The sequence below is a fragment of the Pseudomonas sp. LBUM1661 genome (genome assembly GCF_059695925.1).
On the sequence record NZ_CP166794.1, the window covers coordinates 4274918 to 4291310 of the forward strand.

A 16393-nucleotide genomic window follows, 5' to 3' on the forward strand; every position below is an offset into this window, starting at 1 on the left:
CCAAGGGCTGCGCGATGTATCTGCCAAAACCGAACGATTTCTACAGCCTCATCGAAGCCATGCCGTTGTGCATCATTCTTCACGATGCCCAGAGCAAGGAGATTCTCTGGGCCAACAACGCCGCCCTGAAGGCGCTGGGCTTTACCCTGGAAGAACTCACGCCGCTCAAAGCCCCGGACATGACCCGCGACGCGCCCAAGTACCGCCGTTCGGTGGGTTTGCGCTGGCTGGAGGGCGCCGCACGCACGGGCCAGCGCGCCATCGAGTGGTGTTATCGCTCCAAGCAAGGGGTTGAGATCTTGTCCGAGGCGGTTGCCACGCTGGTACACCTGGACGGGCGCGATGTGCTGATGGTGCAGTTCCGCGACATCTCCAAGGAAGACAAGGTCAAGCGCGACCTCAAGCGTTTCGAAAGCCGCCTGAAGGCCTTTATGCAGGACCTGGCCGAAGGGGTTGCGGTGCTTGGGCCGCAGGGTGATATCCGCTTTATCAGTGACTCTGCCGCACACCTTTTAAAGGGTGAGGAACATGAGTTGACCGGCGAAAACTTCCTCGCCTGGTGCGACGACGCTTCGCGCCAGCGCCTGCTGCAACAGCTGGCCAGCGAAACGCCTGAGCACGCACCGTTCAGCGTGCATTACCAGGTGCAACGGCGTGACGGTGAGTGGCGCTGGCATGACGCGACGTGCCGGTTTATCGAGATTGAAGACGACCTGATCGGCCATTTGCTGCTGTTTCGCGATGTCACCGAGCAGGTGCAAGCCGAAGAAGCGCGGCGCGTGAGCGAGCAAAAACTCGAGTACCTGGCCCGCTACAACGCGATGGGCGAAATGGCCGTGGCGATTGCCCATGAGCTGAGTCAGCCGCTGGCGGCTACCCGCAATTTCATCGAAGGCGCGATGATTCGCCTGGGCAAGGATCAATCCACTGATCAGGGCGTCGCCTGGGGTTTGCAGAACGCCGTGCGGCAAATCGAGCATGCGTCGCTGATCATCAAAAGCGTGCGCGATTACGTGGTCAAGCTGGAGCAGTCCGAAGAGCGGATCGACCTCAATGAGCTGCTGCGCGAAACCCGCTACTTCATCAGCCTGCGGGCCGATCCGAGCCGGATCCGGGTGGAAATCGCGACCAGTCCCGAGCCGCTATGGGTGAGCTGCGAGAAGGTGCTGATCGGCCAGGTCATCCTCAACCTGGCGTTCAACGCGATTGAAGAAATGGCTGATCTGCCGCTCGAGCGACGCGTGTTGCGCATTCATGCCAGCCGCGACAAAGACGTGGCGCTGGTGCGCATCGAAGACCGCGGTCGCGGCATTCAGGCCCAGGCGCAAGAGAAGCTCTTCGATGGCTTCTTCTCCTCCAAAGTCAGCGGCAACGGCATCGGCCTGGCGCTGTGCAAAAACATCATCGGCCGGCATCGCGGCGATATCTGGGCGCAAAACCTTGAGCCTTGCGGTGCCGTGTTCACGTTCTCCCTTCCCCTGTCCTCCCCGGACCTGTAGCAGCTGCCGAGCCCGCGATAACAGTGATTTCCTGACACTGGCACAGACACACAAACACTTGGCAGCCACAGCAATTCTCCGGTTTTCCCGGCGAGGCAGAATCGAATTGTAAAAATCTGCCAAAGCACCCGCGATCCGCGTTACCAACAATTCAGGAAGTTCCCCTTATGCGAACAAACAGGATCTCCGTACAGTCAGCGCTAGGCCTGAGCCTGCTTGTACTCGGCTTGAACAGTGCCCGTGCGGATTTGCCCGCCGACACGATCGGCCAGACCACCCTCGCGTTCCCCGCTGAAGCTCACCGGGCGTTCGTCGTCGATGTCGAATTCGAAAGTTTCGTCGCGGGCCGGATCACCGTGGTCGACCCCGACCAGAAACGCGTGCTGGGCATGGTGCCCACCGGTTTTGCCGCGCCCTCGACCCTGAGCCACGACGGCAAGCTGATCTACAGCGCCGACATCTGGTATTCCCGCGGCACCCGTGGCACCCGCACCGACGTGTTGACCGCCTGGGACAGCTCGACTTTGTCGCCCGCCTGGGAAGTGCTGATTCCGAACAAGCGCGCCGAGTCGCTGACCCAGCGCTACGGCCTCAAGACCAGTGGCGATGACCGCTTCGTCTACGTCTACAACTTCACCCCGTCGACGTCGGTGACGGTGGTCGACACCCAGGCCAAGACCGTCGCCACGGAAATCGCCATTCCCGGTTGCGTGCTCAACTACCCGATCGGCAATCGCCGCTTCGCCTCGTTGTGCGGCGACGGCACTCTGCAAGTGGTGACCCTCAACGACCAGGGCCTGGAAACCGCGCGCAGCCGCACGCCGTTCTTCGACCCGAACGCGGAAAAACTGGTGGAGCGCGCGGTCAACGTCGGTGACACCTATTACTTCACCACCACCACGGGCACCGTTCGCCCGGTGGACTTTGCCGGCGACGCACCGAAGATCCTGCCGAGCTGGTCGCTGGTCACCGACACCGAGAAGCAAGCCGGCTGGGCCCCGGGCGGCTGGCAGCTGATGGCTGTCGCGCCGAAGCTCAACCGCTTGTACGTGCTGATGCACGACGCGCACGAACCGATGAAGTGGGAAGACCCAAGCACGTTCATCTGGGCGTATGACCTCAAGACCCAGAAGAAAATCGCCACCCTGGAAGCACCGGCACCGGTGTGGAGCCTGCAGGCAACGGGCGACGACAAGCCGCTGCTGCTGGGTGCCGACGTTGAAGGCGGCTTGCAGATTTTCGATCTCAAGACCAACCAGCACACCGGCAGCATGGCCAAGGTCGCGAAAACCGCGACTCAGGTCATGAGCTACTAACGAGGTTCGGCCATGCACTCAGATCCGATCTTCATCATTGCCGCCGCCCTCGCCATCTCGGCGTTGCTGGCCAGTGCCGCGACCCACAAATTGCGGGCGCCGGCACGCTTCGCCAAGCAACTGGCTGACTATCAACTGTTGCCCGAGGCGCTGGTGCGCCCCAGTGCCCGGCTGATCCCGCTGCTGGAGCTGGCCATCGCCTTCGCCTTGCTGGTGCCGCTCAGCCGTGGTTGGGCCGCGTTAAGTGCCACCAGCCTGATCGCGCTGTACGCCGCCGCCATTGGCATCAACCTGTGGCGCGGTCGTCGCGACATCGACTGCGGCTGTGCCGGGCCGGACCAGGCGCAACCGTTGCGGCCGATTCTGCTGCTGCGCAACAGCGTGCTGGTGGCGTTGGCGCTGCTGGCCAGCGTGGCGCCGATTGCCCGAGACATGACTGTGTTCGATGGCTTTGTGACGCTGGCTGCCAGCGCTGTCGCGTTGCTCATCTACGCCGCGGCCGATGGCTTGCTGGCGAACTCCCCTCTTCTGCTCAAATTGATTGGTAGGTGATCCAATGGAAGGCTTGATTGTTTCCAACGTTCTGCTCTGGGTGTTGCTGGTGGCCGTGGCGTTTGTCGTCATGGGCCTGGTTCGTCAGATTGGCGTGCTGCATGGCCGACTGGCGCCCGCCGGTGCGCTGATGGTCGACAAAGGCGTGGCCGTCAACGAAGCCGCGCCGCAAGTCACGGCCAGCGACCGCCATGGCCGCCCGGTGAACTTCGGCTATGCCGCTGAGAAATCGCAACTGCTGTTCTTCCTCTCGCCGACCTGCCCGATCTGCAAGTCGCTGCTGCCGGCGATCAAATCCATCGCCAGGGAACAAGCCGACCGCCTCGACGTGGTGTTCATCAGCGATGGCGACATGGACGCCCAGCAAGCGCTGATCCGCGAACACAAACTGGACGACGCCACCTACGTGGTCGGGCCGGAAGTGGGCATGACCTATCAGATCGGCAAGCTGCCTTACGCCGCGCTGATCGACAAGACCGGCACCTTGCGCGCCAAAGGCCTGGTCAATTCCCGCGAGCACCTGGACAGCCTGTTCGAGGTTGAACACCTCAAGCACGCCACGCTGCAGCAATACCTCAATGCTCAGCCACACGATCACGACCATAGCCACGGCCATAGCCACTGATTAAGGCAGGGAGACGTTTATGAAACTGCTGGATCTGTTGTTCGAACGCTCGACGCGCCGGGTTGCCGACACCACGTCGCGACGCAAACTGCTTGCACGGATGGGCTCGCTGATGGTCGCCGGGGCTGCACTGCCGCTGCTGCTGCCGCTGGATCGCACCAGCAAGGCCCTGGCCGCCGACAACCCGAAGGCCGGTGATCCGGGCGATCCGAACAGCTGCGACTACTGGCGCTACTGTTCCATCGATGGCTTCTTGTGCAGTTGCTGCGGCGGCTCGGTGACGTCCTGCCCACCGGGCACCGAAGCCTCGCAAGTCACCTGGATCGGCACCTGCCGCAACCCGGCTGACGGCAAGGACTACATCATTTCGTACAACGATTGCTGCGGTAAGCAAAGCTGCGCGCAATGCGCCTGCACCCGTAACGACAGTGAAGAACCGGCCTATCGCCCGTTCAACAACAACGATGTGAACTGGTGCCTGGCCGCCAAATCGCACATCTATCACTGCACCGTTTCGATCATCCGTGGTGTCGCCGTTTAGGGAACACATCGAACTCGTAGGAGCCAGGCTTGCCGGCGAAGGCGATCTCAAGGACGCCTTCGCCGGCAAGCCTGGCTCCTACGAAAAGCGATTCAAGCGTAAGAGGTGCTCATCATGCGTCGTTTGCTGTTGCTCGGTCTTGTCTGCGTCATGGCCGCCCCGCTGGCGTACGCCCGAGCCATTCCCGATCCGGCCCAGCGTCATGCGCCGGGCAATGAAGAACTGCAAAAACCCATCGCCGAGGCCGGTTACAGCGTCGGTGTGAATTACCAATTGCAATGCGCCGGTTGCCACTTGGGCAACGGCATGGGGTCCGCCGCCAATGACACGCCTCGAATGACAGGCTTTGTCGGCAATTTTCTGAAGGTACCGGGCGGGCGTGAGTTTCTCGTGCGTGTGCCCGGTATGTCGCAGTCGGCGCTGAACAACGCGCAGTTGGCTGACCTGCTCAACTGGCTGATGCGTGAAGACGGCCTCGCGGGCAAAAGCACACCCGCCAACTATCAGCCCTACAGCGCCGAGGAAGTCGCCGCGCTGCGCCACGAAACCATGCTCAACCTGCCGGGCACCCGCGCCGAACTGATCAAGGCCATGCGTGCGCAAGGCATCGCCATCGAAGATGGGATGAACGATTGAGCCCCGGCTATCGGCGCTTGCCTTCCTGCAGCCATTCGCGCGGACTGGTGCCGGTTTTTCGGCGAAACGCCCGCGCCAGCGCCGAGGGGCTTTCGTAGCCCACTTCATCGGCGATCAGCGCAATCGACTTGCCTTCACGCAAGCGTTTCTGCGCCAGGCTGATCCGCCAGCTCACCAGATAATCGACCGGCGTCTGCCCCACCACCTGCCGAAAGTATTCGGCAAAACTGGCGCGCGACATGTTGGCCGCCGTCGAGAGTTCGGCCACGGTCCAGGCCTTGCTCGGTGAGTCGTGCATAAGGCTCAAGGATCGCGCCAGGCGCGGGTCGGCAAGGCCGGCCATCATTCCCGGGGTCTGGTCACGATTGCTCAGAATGTGCCGCAGCAGCTGAATCACCAGCAGTTCGAACAAGCGATCCATCATCGCTTCGCGGCCACAAATACCGCCGAAGGCTTCGTTGAACAACCATTCCAGCGTACCGGCCATGGTCGGCATTTCTTCGAGATCCAGGATCAGGTAATCGGGCAACGCTGCAGCCAGTGCATTCCCCGCGCCGCCATCAAAGGTCAGCGAGGCGCACACCAATTGCGTGTCGGCCGCTTCCGAGGCCATCAATCGATGACGGTACGGCCGCGGGAAAAAGATCAACGTTGGCGTGGTCAGGTGGAGGACGCGCTCATCGGCTAATGTGAGGTCCAGTTCGCCGGCCTGGAGCAAATGCAGATGCCCACTCGCCTGCTCGCCATCAAAGCCGGTGGTGCCGCAAAACGTCCCGCTGTGAAAGGTCCCGGCATTGACACCGAAATGCGTGAGCAACGTGGACAAGCGATCCATGGACAGGCTCCCGAGGGCATATTTGGACGATCTGTCGCATATCCTCGACGATTTGCACCCTAAAGACCAGCCCGTCTCACTAGCATGAGCTCCGTACCCAGCGCACACCGCGCTTCAATCGACGGAGAGTCACCATGAGCCGCATCAACACCCTGAGCCTTGAACACGCCACCGACGCCACCCGCCCGCTGCTGGAAGGCGTGCAGAAAAAGATCGGCTTTTTGCCGAACGTCTTCAAGACGCTGGCCCATGCACCCGCCGTGCTGTCGTCCTATCTGCAACAGTCTGTGGCACTGGGCAAGACGTCGTTGAGCGCCACTGAAAAAGAAGCGATTTTCCTCGCCACCTCCCAAGTCAACGGCTGCGACTACTGCCTGGCCGCACACACGCTGTTCGCCGGCAAGGCCGGGCTGTCGGCCCAAGACATCCTCAGCGCTCGACACGGCCAGCTCAATGCATTTGCCACCCTCGCCCGGCAGATCACCGAAACCCGTGGCCACTTGAGCAACGAGCAGATTGAAGCGGCGCGAGCAGCCGGTATCGACGATGCCAAGATCATTGAGGTGATTGCCCACGTCGCGTCACAGACGCTGACCAACTACTTGAACAATGCCGCCCTGACCGAGATTGACTTCCCGGCCATCGATGCTTGAACGCCACTTTTAACCTTGGGAGTACCGGTTATGAACACTGTGACGCTTTACACCACTGACACCTGCCCTTACTGCCGCAACGCCAAGGCGCTGTTGGCGCGCAAGGGGATAGAGGCTTTGGAAATAAACGTTCAGAAGGAACCTGGGAAGTTTGAGGAAATGATCAGCCGCAGCGGGCGGCGCAGCGTGCCGCAGATTTTTATCGGTGAGACACATGTGGGGGGCTTTGACGATCTGGCCAAGCTGGATCGCCAGGGTGGGCTGATGTCGATGTTGGCTTGAAGCGGGATCAAATCGTCTGCGAGGGCCTCATCGCGAGCAGGCTCGCTCCCACATTTGATCTCTGGTGAACACAAAATCTGTGTACACCCCAATCCACTGTGGGAGCGAGCCTGCTCGCGATGGGGACATCACATCCACTGCAGTCGCACCGGGCACTACCCCATCATTTACGCGCCAACTTATACCTCAGGCAATCCTGATAAAAACTCTCACGGATCGCCGCCGGCTTGATCCGTGAGTTGCTGTCGTACGTCTGCTCGGTAATGCCCATGGCCATCATGCGCATCCACGGCTTGCTGAACTTGTACGCCTGCAACTTCTGGCGCGCGGCATACAGCGAGACGCCAGACAGCTTCAGTTCCTGGGCCCTGGCAGCCGTCCCCGCCCCCCAGCTGCACATATAACGATCATTGGACACCAGCTCTTTGGCCTGGACCGAGGCCGCCATGCCCGCCAGCCCACAGGCCATCAGCGTGATCATCACATTCCGCATTTGCATCCGACCCTAACTAACTGAATATAAATTGATTTTGGTCAATAAATCGAAACTTCGGGGCCAGCAAAATGCCTTACGTGCGCGATAGTTTGTTTTCTCGGTGTCTGACGGACATTTCTTGCGAGATTTCAATCCTTTGCTATAGCTAACACCTCTCAATGCAACCCAGTGAGGCAACGGAATGTCAGTCGCAAAGAAAATGACGGTGGGGCAACTGACAATGTTGACGGCCGTCAACATGTTGGGCTCAGGCATTGTGTTGTTGCCGACCAAACTCGCCGAAGTCGGCGCAATTTCAATCCTTTCCTGGCTGGTGACGGCTACCGGTTCACTCGCTCTGGCCTATGCCTTTGCGCGCTGCGGGATGCTTAGCCGCAAAACCGGTGGCATGGGTGGCTACGCGGAATACACCTTCGGCAAGGCCGGTAACTACATCACCAACTACACCTATGGCCTGTCTTTATTGATCGCCAACGTGGCAATCAGTATTACCGCGGTCGGCTACATTCAGGTGTTGTTCAATATAAAACTGGACTCCCTGCAAGTAGGCTTGGCAACGATTGCCTTGTTATGGATCACTACCTTCGCCAACTTTGGCGGTGCACGCATTACCGGTCGGATCGGTGCGGTCACGGTCTGGGGAGTGATTGCGCCCGTGGTGCTGGTGTCCACGGTTGGCTGGTTCTGGTTTGACAGCAGCGTTTATGCCGCCGGCTGGAACCCCCACGACAAGAGCTGGTTCGAAGCAGCCGGCGCCTCGGTGGCGATCACCCTGTGGGCCTTCCTGGGTCTGGAATCGGCGTGCGCCAACACCGACGCGGTGGAAAACCCCGAGAAGAACGTACCGATCGCCGTCCTCGGCGGCACCCTGGGTGCGGCGGTGATTTACATCGTCTCCACCAACGTTATCTTCGGTATCGTCGGCAACGAAGAATTGGTCTCCTCCACCGCGCCCTTCGGGTTGGTGTTCGCCCATATGTTCACACCCCTGATCGGCGACATTGTGATGGCGTCGATGGTGCTCGCCTGTATCGGCTCGCTGCTCGGTTGGCAGTTCACGATTGCCCAGGTGTACAAAAGCTCGGCGGATACCGGTTACTTCCTGCCTATTTTTGCCAAAGCCAATAAGGCCGGCACGCCGATTATCGGCATGCTGGTGTTGTTGGCGGCGCAGACTGCGTTGGCCCTTCTCACCATCAGCCCTAACCTGAGCAAGCAGTTCGACACCCTGGTCAACCTCGCGGTGGTCACCAACCTGGTGCCGTACATCCTGTCCATGGCTGCGCTGATGACCATGCAAAAAGTCTCCAACGTGCCGGCCGGCAAGGCCCTGGCGACCAACATCATTGCCTGGGTGGCGGCGGCCTACAGCTACCTGGCGCTCTACAGTTCGGGCGAGCAAGCGCTGATGCTCGGCGGCGTGGCGACCATCTTCGGCTACACCCTGTTCGGCTTCGTCAACAACCGCCTGATTGCACTTGAAGCGCACAACAACAGCGTACCGACGCAGACCGTCAGCGCGCAGCACCTCACCGGCGAACCGGTGCCGGTGAACAGCTTGAATAAAGTCCCTCTGGAGGTTTAATCATGACGGAATATAGACACTCGCTCGGGATGCTGACCTTGTTGGTCAGCAGCCCGCCGGACAAACGCACCGTCTTCGGCCGCGCCTTGCAACAGTTGGTCAACGATGTAGAAGAACGCGCCGTCCACGTGCTGGCGTCGGAAACCCTGAGCGACGCCACGTCGATCCTGCGCACAGACCCGGCCATCCAATGTGTGCTGCTCAGCTGGGAAATGGACGACAGCGAAGGCCACGAACAATGCATCAAACTGCTGACCAGCCTGCGCGAGCGCAACACCCGTGTACCGGTGTTCCTGATCAGCGACCGCAGCACCGCGTCGAGCATTCCGCTGGTGGTCATGCAGCACGCCGACGACTTCATCTGGTTGCCCGAGGACACCAGCCGCTTCCTCAGCGGACGCATCCTGGCGGCCATCGAACGTTATCGCCAGGCCGCCCTGCCGCCGATGTTTGGCGCACTGGTGAAGTTCTCCCGCACCTATGAATATTCCTGGCACACCCCAGGACACGCGGGCGGCACGGCATTTCTGAAAAGCACCGCCGGGCGCGCGTTCTACGAGTTCTTCGGCGAAAACCTGCTGCGTTCCGACTTGTCGATTTCGGTCGGCGAACTCGGTTCGCTGCTCGATCACAGCGGCCCGATCGGCCAGGGCGAGCGCTACGCGGCCAAGGTCTTCGGCGCCCATCGCACCTATTACGTGACCAACGGCTCGTCGACCTCCAACCGCGTCATCCTGATGGCCAGCGTCACGCGCAACCAGATTGCCCTGTGCGACCGCAATTGCCACAAATCCGCCGAGCACGCGATGACCCTGTCCGGGGCCATTCCGACGTACCTGGTGCCGACGCGCAACCGCTACGGCATCATCGGCCCGATCCTGCCGCAAACCCTCAGCGCCGAAGCCGTCAAGGCAGCCATCGCCAACAACCCGTTGGTCAAGGACGGGATCGACCCGACGCCGATCCACGCGATCATCACCAACTCCACCTACGACGGCCTGACCTACAACGTCACTCGCGTCGAAGAGCTGCTGGGCCAGAGCGTGGACCGCCTGCATTTCGACGAAGCCTGGTACGGTTACGCACGTTTCAACCCGCTGTACCGCGAGCGCCATGCCATGCATGGCAGCCCTGACGATCACGATGCGTCCAAGCCAACGGTGTTCGCCACCCAGTCGACCCACAAATTGCTGGCCGCCCTGTCCCAAGCCTCGATGATCCACGTGCGCAACGGTCGCAACCCGATCGAGCACGGGCGCTTCAACGAGTCGTTCATGATGCACGCCTCGACCTCGCCCAACTACGCGATCATGGCCTCCTGCGACGTCAGCTCGGCGATGATGGAAGCGCCGAGCGGGCAGATTCTCACTAGCGAATCGATTGAAGAAGCCGTGTCCTTCCGCCAAGTCATCTCGCGCATGCACAACGACATGCTCAGCAAAAATGACTGGTTCTTTACCTGCTGGCAGCCGCCCACCGTGCAGGTCGGCAACGCCACGGTGCCGTTCCACGAAGTGGACCCGGTCCTGCTGAAAACCGAGCCAAACTGCTGGGTCCTGCACCCGAATGAGGTATGGCACGGGTTCGGCGACATCGAGGAAGGCTACTGCATGCTGGACCCGATCAAGGTCTCGGTGCTCAGCCCCGGCATGGGCGACGACGGCAACTTGCTCGAAAACGGCATACCGGCGTGCGTGCTCACGGCGTACCTCGGACGCCAGGGCATCGTGGTCGAGAAAACCACCGACTTCACGATCCTGTTCCTGTTCTCCATCGGCATCACCAAAGGCAAATGGGGCACGCTGGTCAACGCCCTGCTCGACTTCAAGCGCGACTACGACGACAACGTCGACCTGGAACTGTGCCTGCCGGATCTGCTGACCGCCAACCAGGCCCGTTACGCCGGCATGGGCCTCAAGGACCTGGCCGACGAAATTTTCGCCGCCATGAAAAAACACAAGACCACGTACAACATGTCCCAGGCGTTCGGCACGCTGCCGACAGCCGAATTCAGCCCGGTGGAGGCCTACGAGAAACTGGTGCGCAATGACATCGAGCGGGTCACCCTGGAGGAAGCGGCCGGACGCATCGCCGCCACCGGCATCGTGCCGTATCCACCGGGAATCCCCTTGCTGATGCCAGGTGAAAACGCCGGCCCTGCGGACGGGCCGTTGCTGGCGTACCTCAAGGCCCTGGAAGCCTTCGACAAATCCTTCCCCGGTTTCACCCATGACACCCACGGGATCGAAGCCGAAGCCGGGGTTTACCGCATGCTGGTCCTGAAATGAGGTAAGCCGGTTTCACCCTAATCATTGTGGGAGCGGGCTTGCTCGCGAAGGCGGCGTGTCATTCACATCATTGTTGACTGATACACCGCCTTCGCGAACAAGTCGAATCGTCGCACCGCCGCTCCCACATTTGATCTCCTTCGCTGCAAACCCTATGGGCAAACTCGATCGCCGCGCTCTATGATTGAACCCCATGACGACCTCTGTTCCGATCCGCCAACCCTGCCCGCCCGGCGCCTGCGATTGCGGGCGTGACCCGTTGCTGGAAACACCGGGGGCGGACGTGCGCATCCTGCTGCTGACCCGCGCAGAGGAAAAGCGCCTGATCGAGCGCCTGGAAAACCTCCAGAGCCTGAGCGACCTCGAGCGCCTGCAACAGCGGATGTACGAGCAGCTGGGCATCCGCATCAGCATCGTCCCCAGCTTCAACGAAGTACGGACCATGCGCGGCATCGGCATCAACATCGGTGAATTACCGGGGTTGTGTCGCAAGACCCGCGCCTCTATCCCGGCGGCCATTCGCCGCGCACTGGAGAAGCGCCCGGAGATTGCCTACGAACTGCTCAACGCCAACGACCTGTTGCGCGACGCGTAAAATCGGCGCCTGTTTCGCCGTTGATACAAGCCCCTTCCCCCGCGCCGAAAAAGCCTTGTAAAGAGGATCAGCGGTCGTACGCAAACCGCGCGCCGCTGCTATGCCTTACTGGAAACACCCGCGTCACCGTGGTCCCGGCGCCAGCCCGGTGCGCGCAGATAAACAGGTGCCGATCCGTCGCAGGAGGTGGCAAATGTTATTCATCGTGAGTTGGTCCATCAGCTCGGAAAATCGTAACCGCGCGATCGAACGCTTTCTCAAGACCGGCGGCAAACCACCGGCAGGCGTCACCATGAAGGGGCGCTGGCATGCGGTAGGAGGTTCGGCCGGTTTTGGCATTGCAGAGGCCGATGATCTACTGCTCATTCAGAAATGGGTGCTGGAATGGAACGACCTCATGAGCATGGAAGTCCACGCGGCACTGACCGATGAGCAGATGGCGCCGCTGCTGGCAGGCATTGGCAAGTAACGCTCATCAGGGCGGCGAGAGTTTCTTGCCGCCCTTAATCAACGGCCGCTGTAACAGTGACGAAACAGCTCCTGACAGTGTCGAGGATTTTCTGGCTTTTTACCGATTCATACCTAATCTATTCGCGGGGGATCACACATTCGAAGAGCAGTCGGGGGCTTCACTCAGGTACTTACGCTGGTACGCAGGAGCTCGACATGAACCGAACAAAGTTATCAACGGCGTTCGCTGCATCTGTACTGTTGTCTGCAATGGTTCTCCCCGGCATGGCTCAAGCCGCTGATAAACCGCCAAACATTGTAGTGATCATGGGTGACGATATTGGCTGGTCCAATATCGGCGTCTACAACCAGGGCATGATGGCCGGTCGAACCCCCAACCTCGACCAGCTCGCCGCCGAAGGCATGCGCTTTACCGACTATTACGCCGAGGCCAGTTGCACGGCCGGGCGCGCCAATTTCATTACCGGTGAACTGCCGATCCGCACCGGCATGACCACGGTTGGCCAGGCCGGTTCTCCCGTCGGCATTCCACCCGAAGCCGTGACCATCGCCACCACGCTGAAATCCATGGGGTACGCCACCGGGCAGTTCGGCAAGAACCACCTGGGCGATTTGAACGAGTTCCTGCCCACCGTGCACGGGTTTGACGAGTTCTTCGGTTACCTCTACCACCTCGACGCCATGGAAGACCCGGCGCACCCCAACTATCCGCAGGAACTGCTGGCGACCGTGGGCCCGCGCAACATGGTCCACAGCTGGGCCACGACCACTGACGATACAACCGTGATGCCACGCTGGGGCAAGGTCGGCAAACAGAAAATCGAAGACGCCGGCACGCTCTATCCCGACCGCATGAAAACCGTCGACGACGAGATTCGCGACAAGGCGTTCGCCTTTGTGGACAAGGCCAAGCAGGACAACAAACCATTCTTCCTCTGGCTCAACCCGACGCGCATGCACATCGTCACGCACCTGTCCGACAAGTACGAAGCCATGCGCAATGCGCAAAACGGTTGGTCGGAACAGGAAGCAGGCATGGCGCAGCTTGATGACATCGTCGGCGACGTCATGGCCAAACTGAAAAAGGACGGCATGGATGACAACACCATCGTGATCTTCACCACGGACAACGGTGCGGAAAACTTCACCTGGCCGGACGGCGGCACCACGCCGTTTGCCATGGGCAAAGGCACGGTGATGGAAGGTGGTTTCCGGGCGCCGGCGATCATTCGTTGGCCGGGCAAAGTACCGGCGAACCAGGTCGCCAACGGCATCATGTCCGGCATGGACTGGTTCCCGACCCTGGTCGCGGCGGCTGGCAATCCGAACATCACAGCCGAACTGCTCAAGGGCAAGCAACTGGGCGACACCACGTACAAGGTGCACCTCGATGGCTATGACCAGACGCCGATGATCACCGGTAAAGGTCCGTCGAATCGCCATGAAATCTTCTACTTTGGTGAAAGCACCCTGGGCGCGATCCGCATCGATGACTTCAAGTACCGCTTCATCGACCAGCCCGGTGGCTGGCTGGGGGCGAAAACCACACTGGACATGCCGATCCTGACCAACCTGCGTCTCGACCCGTTCGAACGCGCCGGGTGGCCGGAAAACATGGCGGCCAATGGCTCGCTGGAATATTTCGAGTGGTTCAAGTTCCAGTTCTGGCGCTTCGTGTTCGTGCAGCAGCAGGTGGTCAAGCTGGCTGAAACAGCGGTCGAGTTCCCGCCGATGCAAAAAGGCGCGAGTTTCAACCTTGAAGCGGTCAAGGCCAAGATCGAAGCAGCCCGGGCGGCGATGGCCAAGTAATCAGACGAGTTCACGGGTGGCCAGCGTTGGCCACCCGCGTTTGTGACGGACATTTGCTGAGGTGACCCTATGCAAATAAACACATCCGCCCTGCCCGCCCTGACCCTGCTTGCGCTGTGCTGCCAACAGGCCCATGCGGGCGGCATCATGCTCTACGAGATCGGTACCGATAACGCCGGCCTGGCCAACGCTGGTGCCGCCGCCCGGGCGCAGGGCCCTTCGACCATCGCCAGCAACCCGGCGGGCATGAGTTACCTGCCCGGCACGCAAATCACCGGCGGATTGCAGATTCTCTATGGCGACCTGACCTTCAACCGCGATTCCAACACCAACGGCACGGGCACCGGCAGTGGCAACGCCCTCGACCCGATTCCCGGCGGCAGCTTTTTCATCAGCCATGAACTGGATGAGCACTGGAGCGTCGGCTTCGGCAACTACGGCGACTTTGGCCTGGCCGCCAATTACGACAACGACTGGTCCGGGCGCTACTTCGCGCAAAACGCCAGTCTGGCCGGTTTGTCGTTTGTGCCCAGTGTGGCTTACCGCTTCAACGAGCAATGGTCGGTGGGCCTCGGCGTCAAAGCCATGTACGGCATGCTGCAAGCGCAAACGGCGATCGACCGCTCGCCCTTCGGCCTCACCGACCGCAGCGACGGTCAGTTCAAATACAAGGACAACGATTGGGGGTTTGGCGCGAATGTCGGGGTGATCTACGCCCCGCAACCCGGCACGCGCATTGGCCTGGCCTACACCAGCAAGGTCGATCTGGACTTCGAAGACGGGCTGGACGTCAAAGGCGACGGCCCGTTGTTGCAGCGCCTCGACGGCCTCAACACCCAACTCGACATGACGGTGCCGCAAACCGCCACCCTGAGCCTGTTCCAGCAACTCGACCAACAATGGGCGTTGCTGGCTTCGGTCAACTGGCAGGACTGGTCGGAGTTCGGCGATATCGCCGTGCAGGTCGACACCACGGCGGTCGGCGCCCAATCAACCACGGTCGACGCCCACTTCAAGGACACCTGGCAACTGGCGCTCGGCGCGCAATACCAGGCCACCGCGCACCTGTTGTGGAACGTCGGCGTGGCCTACGACAGCAGCGCCGTTTCGGACGGCAACCGGACGTTTACCGTGCCCATGGGCGAATCCTGGCGCATTGCAACAGGAGCCACCTATGCTCTGAACAAGGTCACCGACATCAACGTCAGTTGGGCCATGGTCTGGCTGGGCGACATGCCGGTGGACCAGACCAAAACCACGTCAGGCACGCGAACTTCCGGTCAGTTCGACAATGCCTGGATTCAAGCCGTGACCGGAAACATGACTTGGCGATTCTGATTCCCTGCCACTGAAAAAAACGACTTAATCCATGGAGCACACACCACTATGAACCTGTCCCGAAAATTGCTCATCGGCGCTGCAATGGCCGGTCTGTTGCTAGGCGGTTGCACCTCGAAAGTCACCGAGAAGGAACAGTACTCAGGCTTCCTGTCCAACTACAACAACCTGCAGCAAGTGACCACCACCAGCGGCGAGACCGCCATGCGCTGGGTCAGCCCGTCGTGGAATCCCGACGCCTACAACACCGTGGTCTTCAACAAGCTGGAACTCTACCCGGCGCCACAGCCCAACGAGCGGGTGAATCAGCAGACCCTGAATGAAATACAAAGCTATATGACCAGCAAAGCTAAAAACACGCTGGGACAAAAATACCGGGTGGTCACGAGCGAAAAATCAGCACCGGAGGGTTCAAAAGTCCTGATCATGCGCGCGGCGATCACCGGGGTGAATGCCGAGAACGAAGGCATGAAGTGGTATGAAGTGGTGCCGGTGGCCGCCGTCGTGGGTGGTGTTTCTGCTGCCAGTGGCCATCGCGACCAGGACACCACGCTGTTCATCGAAGCCGAATTCATCGACGCGAGCAACAACCAGACCGTGGCCAAAGTGGTGCGCAAAGTCTTCGGCACCCAGGTGTCCAACGCCAGCCAGAAAATCACCGCCCAGGATTTCAAAGCGGCGATCGATAAACTGGGCACCGATTTGCAGGCGTTTATCCGGTAATACCGACGACATCGGTGCCTCTCAAAAACAGGGGCACCGGCGCGCACGTTGTCGAAAACACCGAGGATCCTGTGGGAGCGGGCTTGCCCGCGAAGGCGATATCACATTCAACATCAATGCTGACTGACACACCGCTTTCGCGGGCAATC

At 60.6% G+C, this 16393-nt stretch carries 17 protein-coding genes; 15 read left to right on the forward strand and 2 right to left on the reverse strand.

Annotation, left to right across the window (positions count from 1 at the left end; genetic code table 11):
- Positions 1 to 14: 14 nt before the first annotated feature.
- From ACA057_RS19620 to ACA057_RS19645, 6 genes are all read left to right on the forward strand, one after another.
- On the forward strand, positions 15 to 1499 hold the full coding sequence (locus ACA057_RS19620) for an ATP-binding protein (RefSeq protein WP_497341536.1): 1485 nt from the start codon (positions 15 to 17) through the stop codon (positions 1497 to 1499).
- Between the two features lie 167 nt (positions 1500 to 1666).
- The gene (locus ACA057_RS19625; protein ID WP_497341538.1) at positions 1667 to 2815 is read left to right on the forward strand and encodes an amine dehydrogenase large subunit; all 1149 of its coding nucleotides are present in this window, start codon (positions 1667 to 1669) and stop codon (positions 2813 to 2815) included.
- Positions 2816 to 2827: 12 nt separating this feature from the next.
- Positions 2828 to 3367 (forward strand): MauE/DoxX family redox-associated membrane protein, encoded by a 540-nt coding sequence (locus tag ACA057_RS19630; RefSeq protein ID WP_497341540.1) that lies wholly within the window; start codon positions 2828 to 2830, stop codon positions 3365 to 3367.
- Between the two features lie 4 nt (positions 3368 to 3371).
- A complete protein-coding gene (gene mauD, locus ACA057_RS19635) occupies positions 3372 to 3992 on the forward strand; it encodes a methylamine dehydrogenase accessory protein MauD (protein WP_401357848.1) in 621 nt (206 codons plus the stop codon).
- A gap of 19 nt (positions 3993 to 4011) precedes the next feature.
- Complete coding sequence (locus ACA057_RS19640; RefSeq protein WP_008079640.1) at positions 4012 to 4533, forward strand: methylamine dehydrogenase light chain; 522 nt, start codon at positions 4012 to 4014, stop codon at positions 4531 to 4533.
- A gap of 114 nt (positions 4534 to 4647) precedes the next feature.
- A complete protein-coding gene (locus ACA057_RS19645; protein ID WP_497341543.1) occupies positions 4648 to 5169 on the forward strand; it encodes a cytochrome C in 522 nt (173 codons plus the stop codon).
- Positions 5170 to 5176: 7 nt separating this feature from the next.
- Here ACA057_RS19645 and ACA057_RS19650 read toward each other — a convergent pair whose 3' ends face one another.
- On the reverse strand, positions 5177 to 6004 hold the full coding sequence (locus tag ACA057_RS19650; protein ID WP_497341545.1) for a helix-turn-helix domain-containing protein: 828 nt from the start codon (positions 6002 to 6004) through the stop codon (positions 5177 to 5179).
- A 134-nt stretch (positions 6005 to 6138) separates the two neighbouring features.
- On the opposite strand from ACA057_RS19650, the gene ACA057_RS19655 reads away from it, so the two are divergent.
- Positions 6139 to 6657: a carboxymuconolactone decarboxylase family protein gene (locus tag ACA057_RS19655; protein WP_497341547.1), complete on the forward strand. Its 519-nt coding sequence runs from the start codon at positions 6139 to 6141 to the stop codon at positions 6655 to 6657.
- 30 nt (positions 6658 to 6687) lie between these two features.
- Positions 6688 to 6939, forward strand: a complete 252-nt coding sequence (gene grxC / locus ACA057_RS19660) for a glutaredoxin 3 (protein ID WP_497341549.1) — start codon at positions 6688 to 6690, stop codon at positions 6937 to 6939.
- Between the two features lie 163 nt (positions 6940 to 7102).
- On the opposite strand, the gene ACA057_RS19665 is transcribed toward grxC, so the two are convergent.
- The gene (locus ACA057_RS19665) at positions 7103 to 7438 is read right to left on the reverse strand and encodes a hypothetical protein (RefSeq protein WP_497341551.1); all 336 of its coding nucleotides are present in this window, start codon (positions 7436 to 7438) and stop codon (positions 7103 to 7105) included.
- Between the two features lie 178 nt (positions 7439 to 7616).
- Between ACA057_RS19665 and potE the strand changes: the two genes are divergently transcribed.
- The 7 genes from potE (at position 7617) to ACA057_RS19700 (ending at position 16244) form a co-directional block, all read left to right on the forward strand.
- Positions 7617 to 9020: a putrescine-ornithine antiporter gene (gene potE, locus ACA057_RS19670; protein WP_497341553.1), complete on the forward strand. Its 1404-nt coding sequence runs from the start codon at positions 7617 to 7619 to the stop codon at positions 9018 to 9020.
- A gap of 2 nt (positions 9021 to 9022) precedes the next feature.
- Positions 9023 to 11308: an Orn/Lys/Arg family decarboxylase gene (locus tag ACA057_RS19675; RefSeq protein ID WP_497341555.1), complete on the forward strand. Its 2286-nt coding sequence runs from the start codon at positions 9023 to 9025 to the stop codon at positions 11306 to 11308.
- A 193-nt stretch (positions 11309 to 11501) separates the two neighbouring features.
- Positions 11502 to 11903: a hypothetical protein gene (locus tag ACA057_RS19680; protein ID WP_401357837.1), complete on the forward strand. Its 402-nt coding sequence runs from the start codon at positions 11502 to 11504 to the stop codon at positions 11901 to 11903.
- Between the two features lie 193 nt (positions 11904 to 12096).
- Positions 12097 to 12372: a DUF3303 domain-containing protein gene (locus ACA057_RS19685; RefSeq protein ID WP_497341557.1), complete on the forward strand. Its 276-nt coding sequence runs from the start codon at positions 12097 to 12099 to the stop codon at positions 12370 to 12372.
- 197 nt (positions 12373 to 12569) lie between these two features.
- Complete coding sequence (locus ACA057_RS19690; RefSeq protein ID WP_497341559.1) at positions 12570 to 14183, forward strand: arylsulfatase; 1614 nt, start codon at positions 12570 to 12572, stop codon at positions 14181 to 14183.
- 69 nt (positions 14184 to 14252) lie between these two features.
- Complete coding sequence (locus ACA057_RS19695) at positions 14253 to 15521, forward strand: OmpP1/FadL family transporter (protein WP_497341561.1); 1269 nt, start codon at positions 14253 to 14255, stop codon at positions 15519 to 15521.
- Positions 15522 to 15569: 48 nt separating this feature from the next.
- Positions 15570 to 16244 (forward strand): DUF3313 domain-containing protein, encoded by a 675-nt coding sequence (locus ACA057_RS19700; RefSeq protein ID WP_497341563.1) that lies wholly within the window; start codon positions 15570 to 15572, stop codon positions 16242 to 16244.
- Positions 16245 to 16393: the final 149 nt, after the last annotated feature.

Coding starts and splice junctions, on each gene's coding strand:
- mauD (WP_401357848.1), top strand. CDS start 3,372: ATGGAAGGCTTGATTGTTTCCAACGTTCTGCTCTGGGTGTTGCTGGTG.
- grxC (WP_497341549.1), top strand. CDS start 6,688: ATGAACACTGTGACGCTTTACACCACTGACACCTGCCCTTACTGCCGC.
- ACA057_RS19630 (WP_497341540.1), top strand. CDS start 2,828: ATGCACTCAGATCCGATCTTCATCATTGCCGCCGCCCTCGCCATCTCG.
- ACA057_RS19675 (WP_497341555.1), top strand. CDS start 9,023: ATGACGGAATATAGACACTCGCTCGGGATGCTGACCTTGTTGGTCAGC.
- potE (WP_497341553.1), top strand. CDS start 7,617: ATGTCAGTCGCAAAGAAAATGACGGTGGGGCAACTGACAATGTTGACG.
- ACA057_RS19665 (WP_497341551.1), bottom strand. CDS start 7,438: ATGCAAATGCGGAATGTGATGATCACGCTGATGGCCTGTGGGCTGGCG.
- ACA057_RS19680 (WP_401357837.1), top strand. CDS start 11,502: ATGACGACCTCTGTTCCGATCCGCCAACCCTGCCCGCCCGGCGCCTGC.
- ACA057_RS19620 (WP_497341536.1), top strand. CDS start 15: ATGTATCTGCCAAAACCGAACGATTTCTACAGCCTCATCGAAGCCATG.
- ACA057_RS19700 (WP_497341563.1), top strand. CDS start 15,570: ATGAACCTGTCCCGAAAATTGCTCATCGGCGCTGCAATGGCCGGTCTG.
- ACA057_RS19625 (WP_497341538.1), top strand. CDS start 1,667: ATGCGAACAAACAGGATCTCCGTACAGTCAGCGCTAGGCCTGAGCCTG.
- ACA057_RS19695 (WP_497341561.1), top strand. CDS start 14,253: ATGCAAATAAACACATCCGCCCTGCCCGCCCTGACCCTGCTTGCGCTG.
- ACA057_RS19685 (WP_497341557.1), top strand. CDS start 12,097: ATGTTATTCATCGTGAGTTGGTCCATCAGCTCGGAAAATCGTAACCGC.
- ACA057_RS19690 (WP_497341559.1), top strand. CDS start 12,570: ATGAACCGAACAAAGTTATCAACGGCGTTCGCTGCATCTGTACTGTTG.
- ACA057_RS19640 (WP_008079640.1), top strand. CDS start 4,012: ATGAAACTGCTGGATCTGTTGTTCGAACGCTCGACGCGCCGGGTTGCC.
- ACA057_RS19650 (WP_497341545.1), bottom strand. CDS start 6,004: ATGGATCGCTTGTCCACGTTGCTCACGCATTTCGGTGTCAATGCCGGG.
- ACA057_RS19645 (WP_497341543.1), top strand. CDS start 4,648: ATGCGTCGTTTGCTGTTGCTCGGTCTTGTCTGCGTCATGGCCGCCCCG.
- ACA057_RS19655 (WP_497341547.1), top strand. CDS start 6,139: ATGAGCCGCATCAACACCCTGAGCCTTGAACACGCCACCGACGCCACC.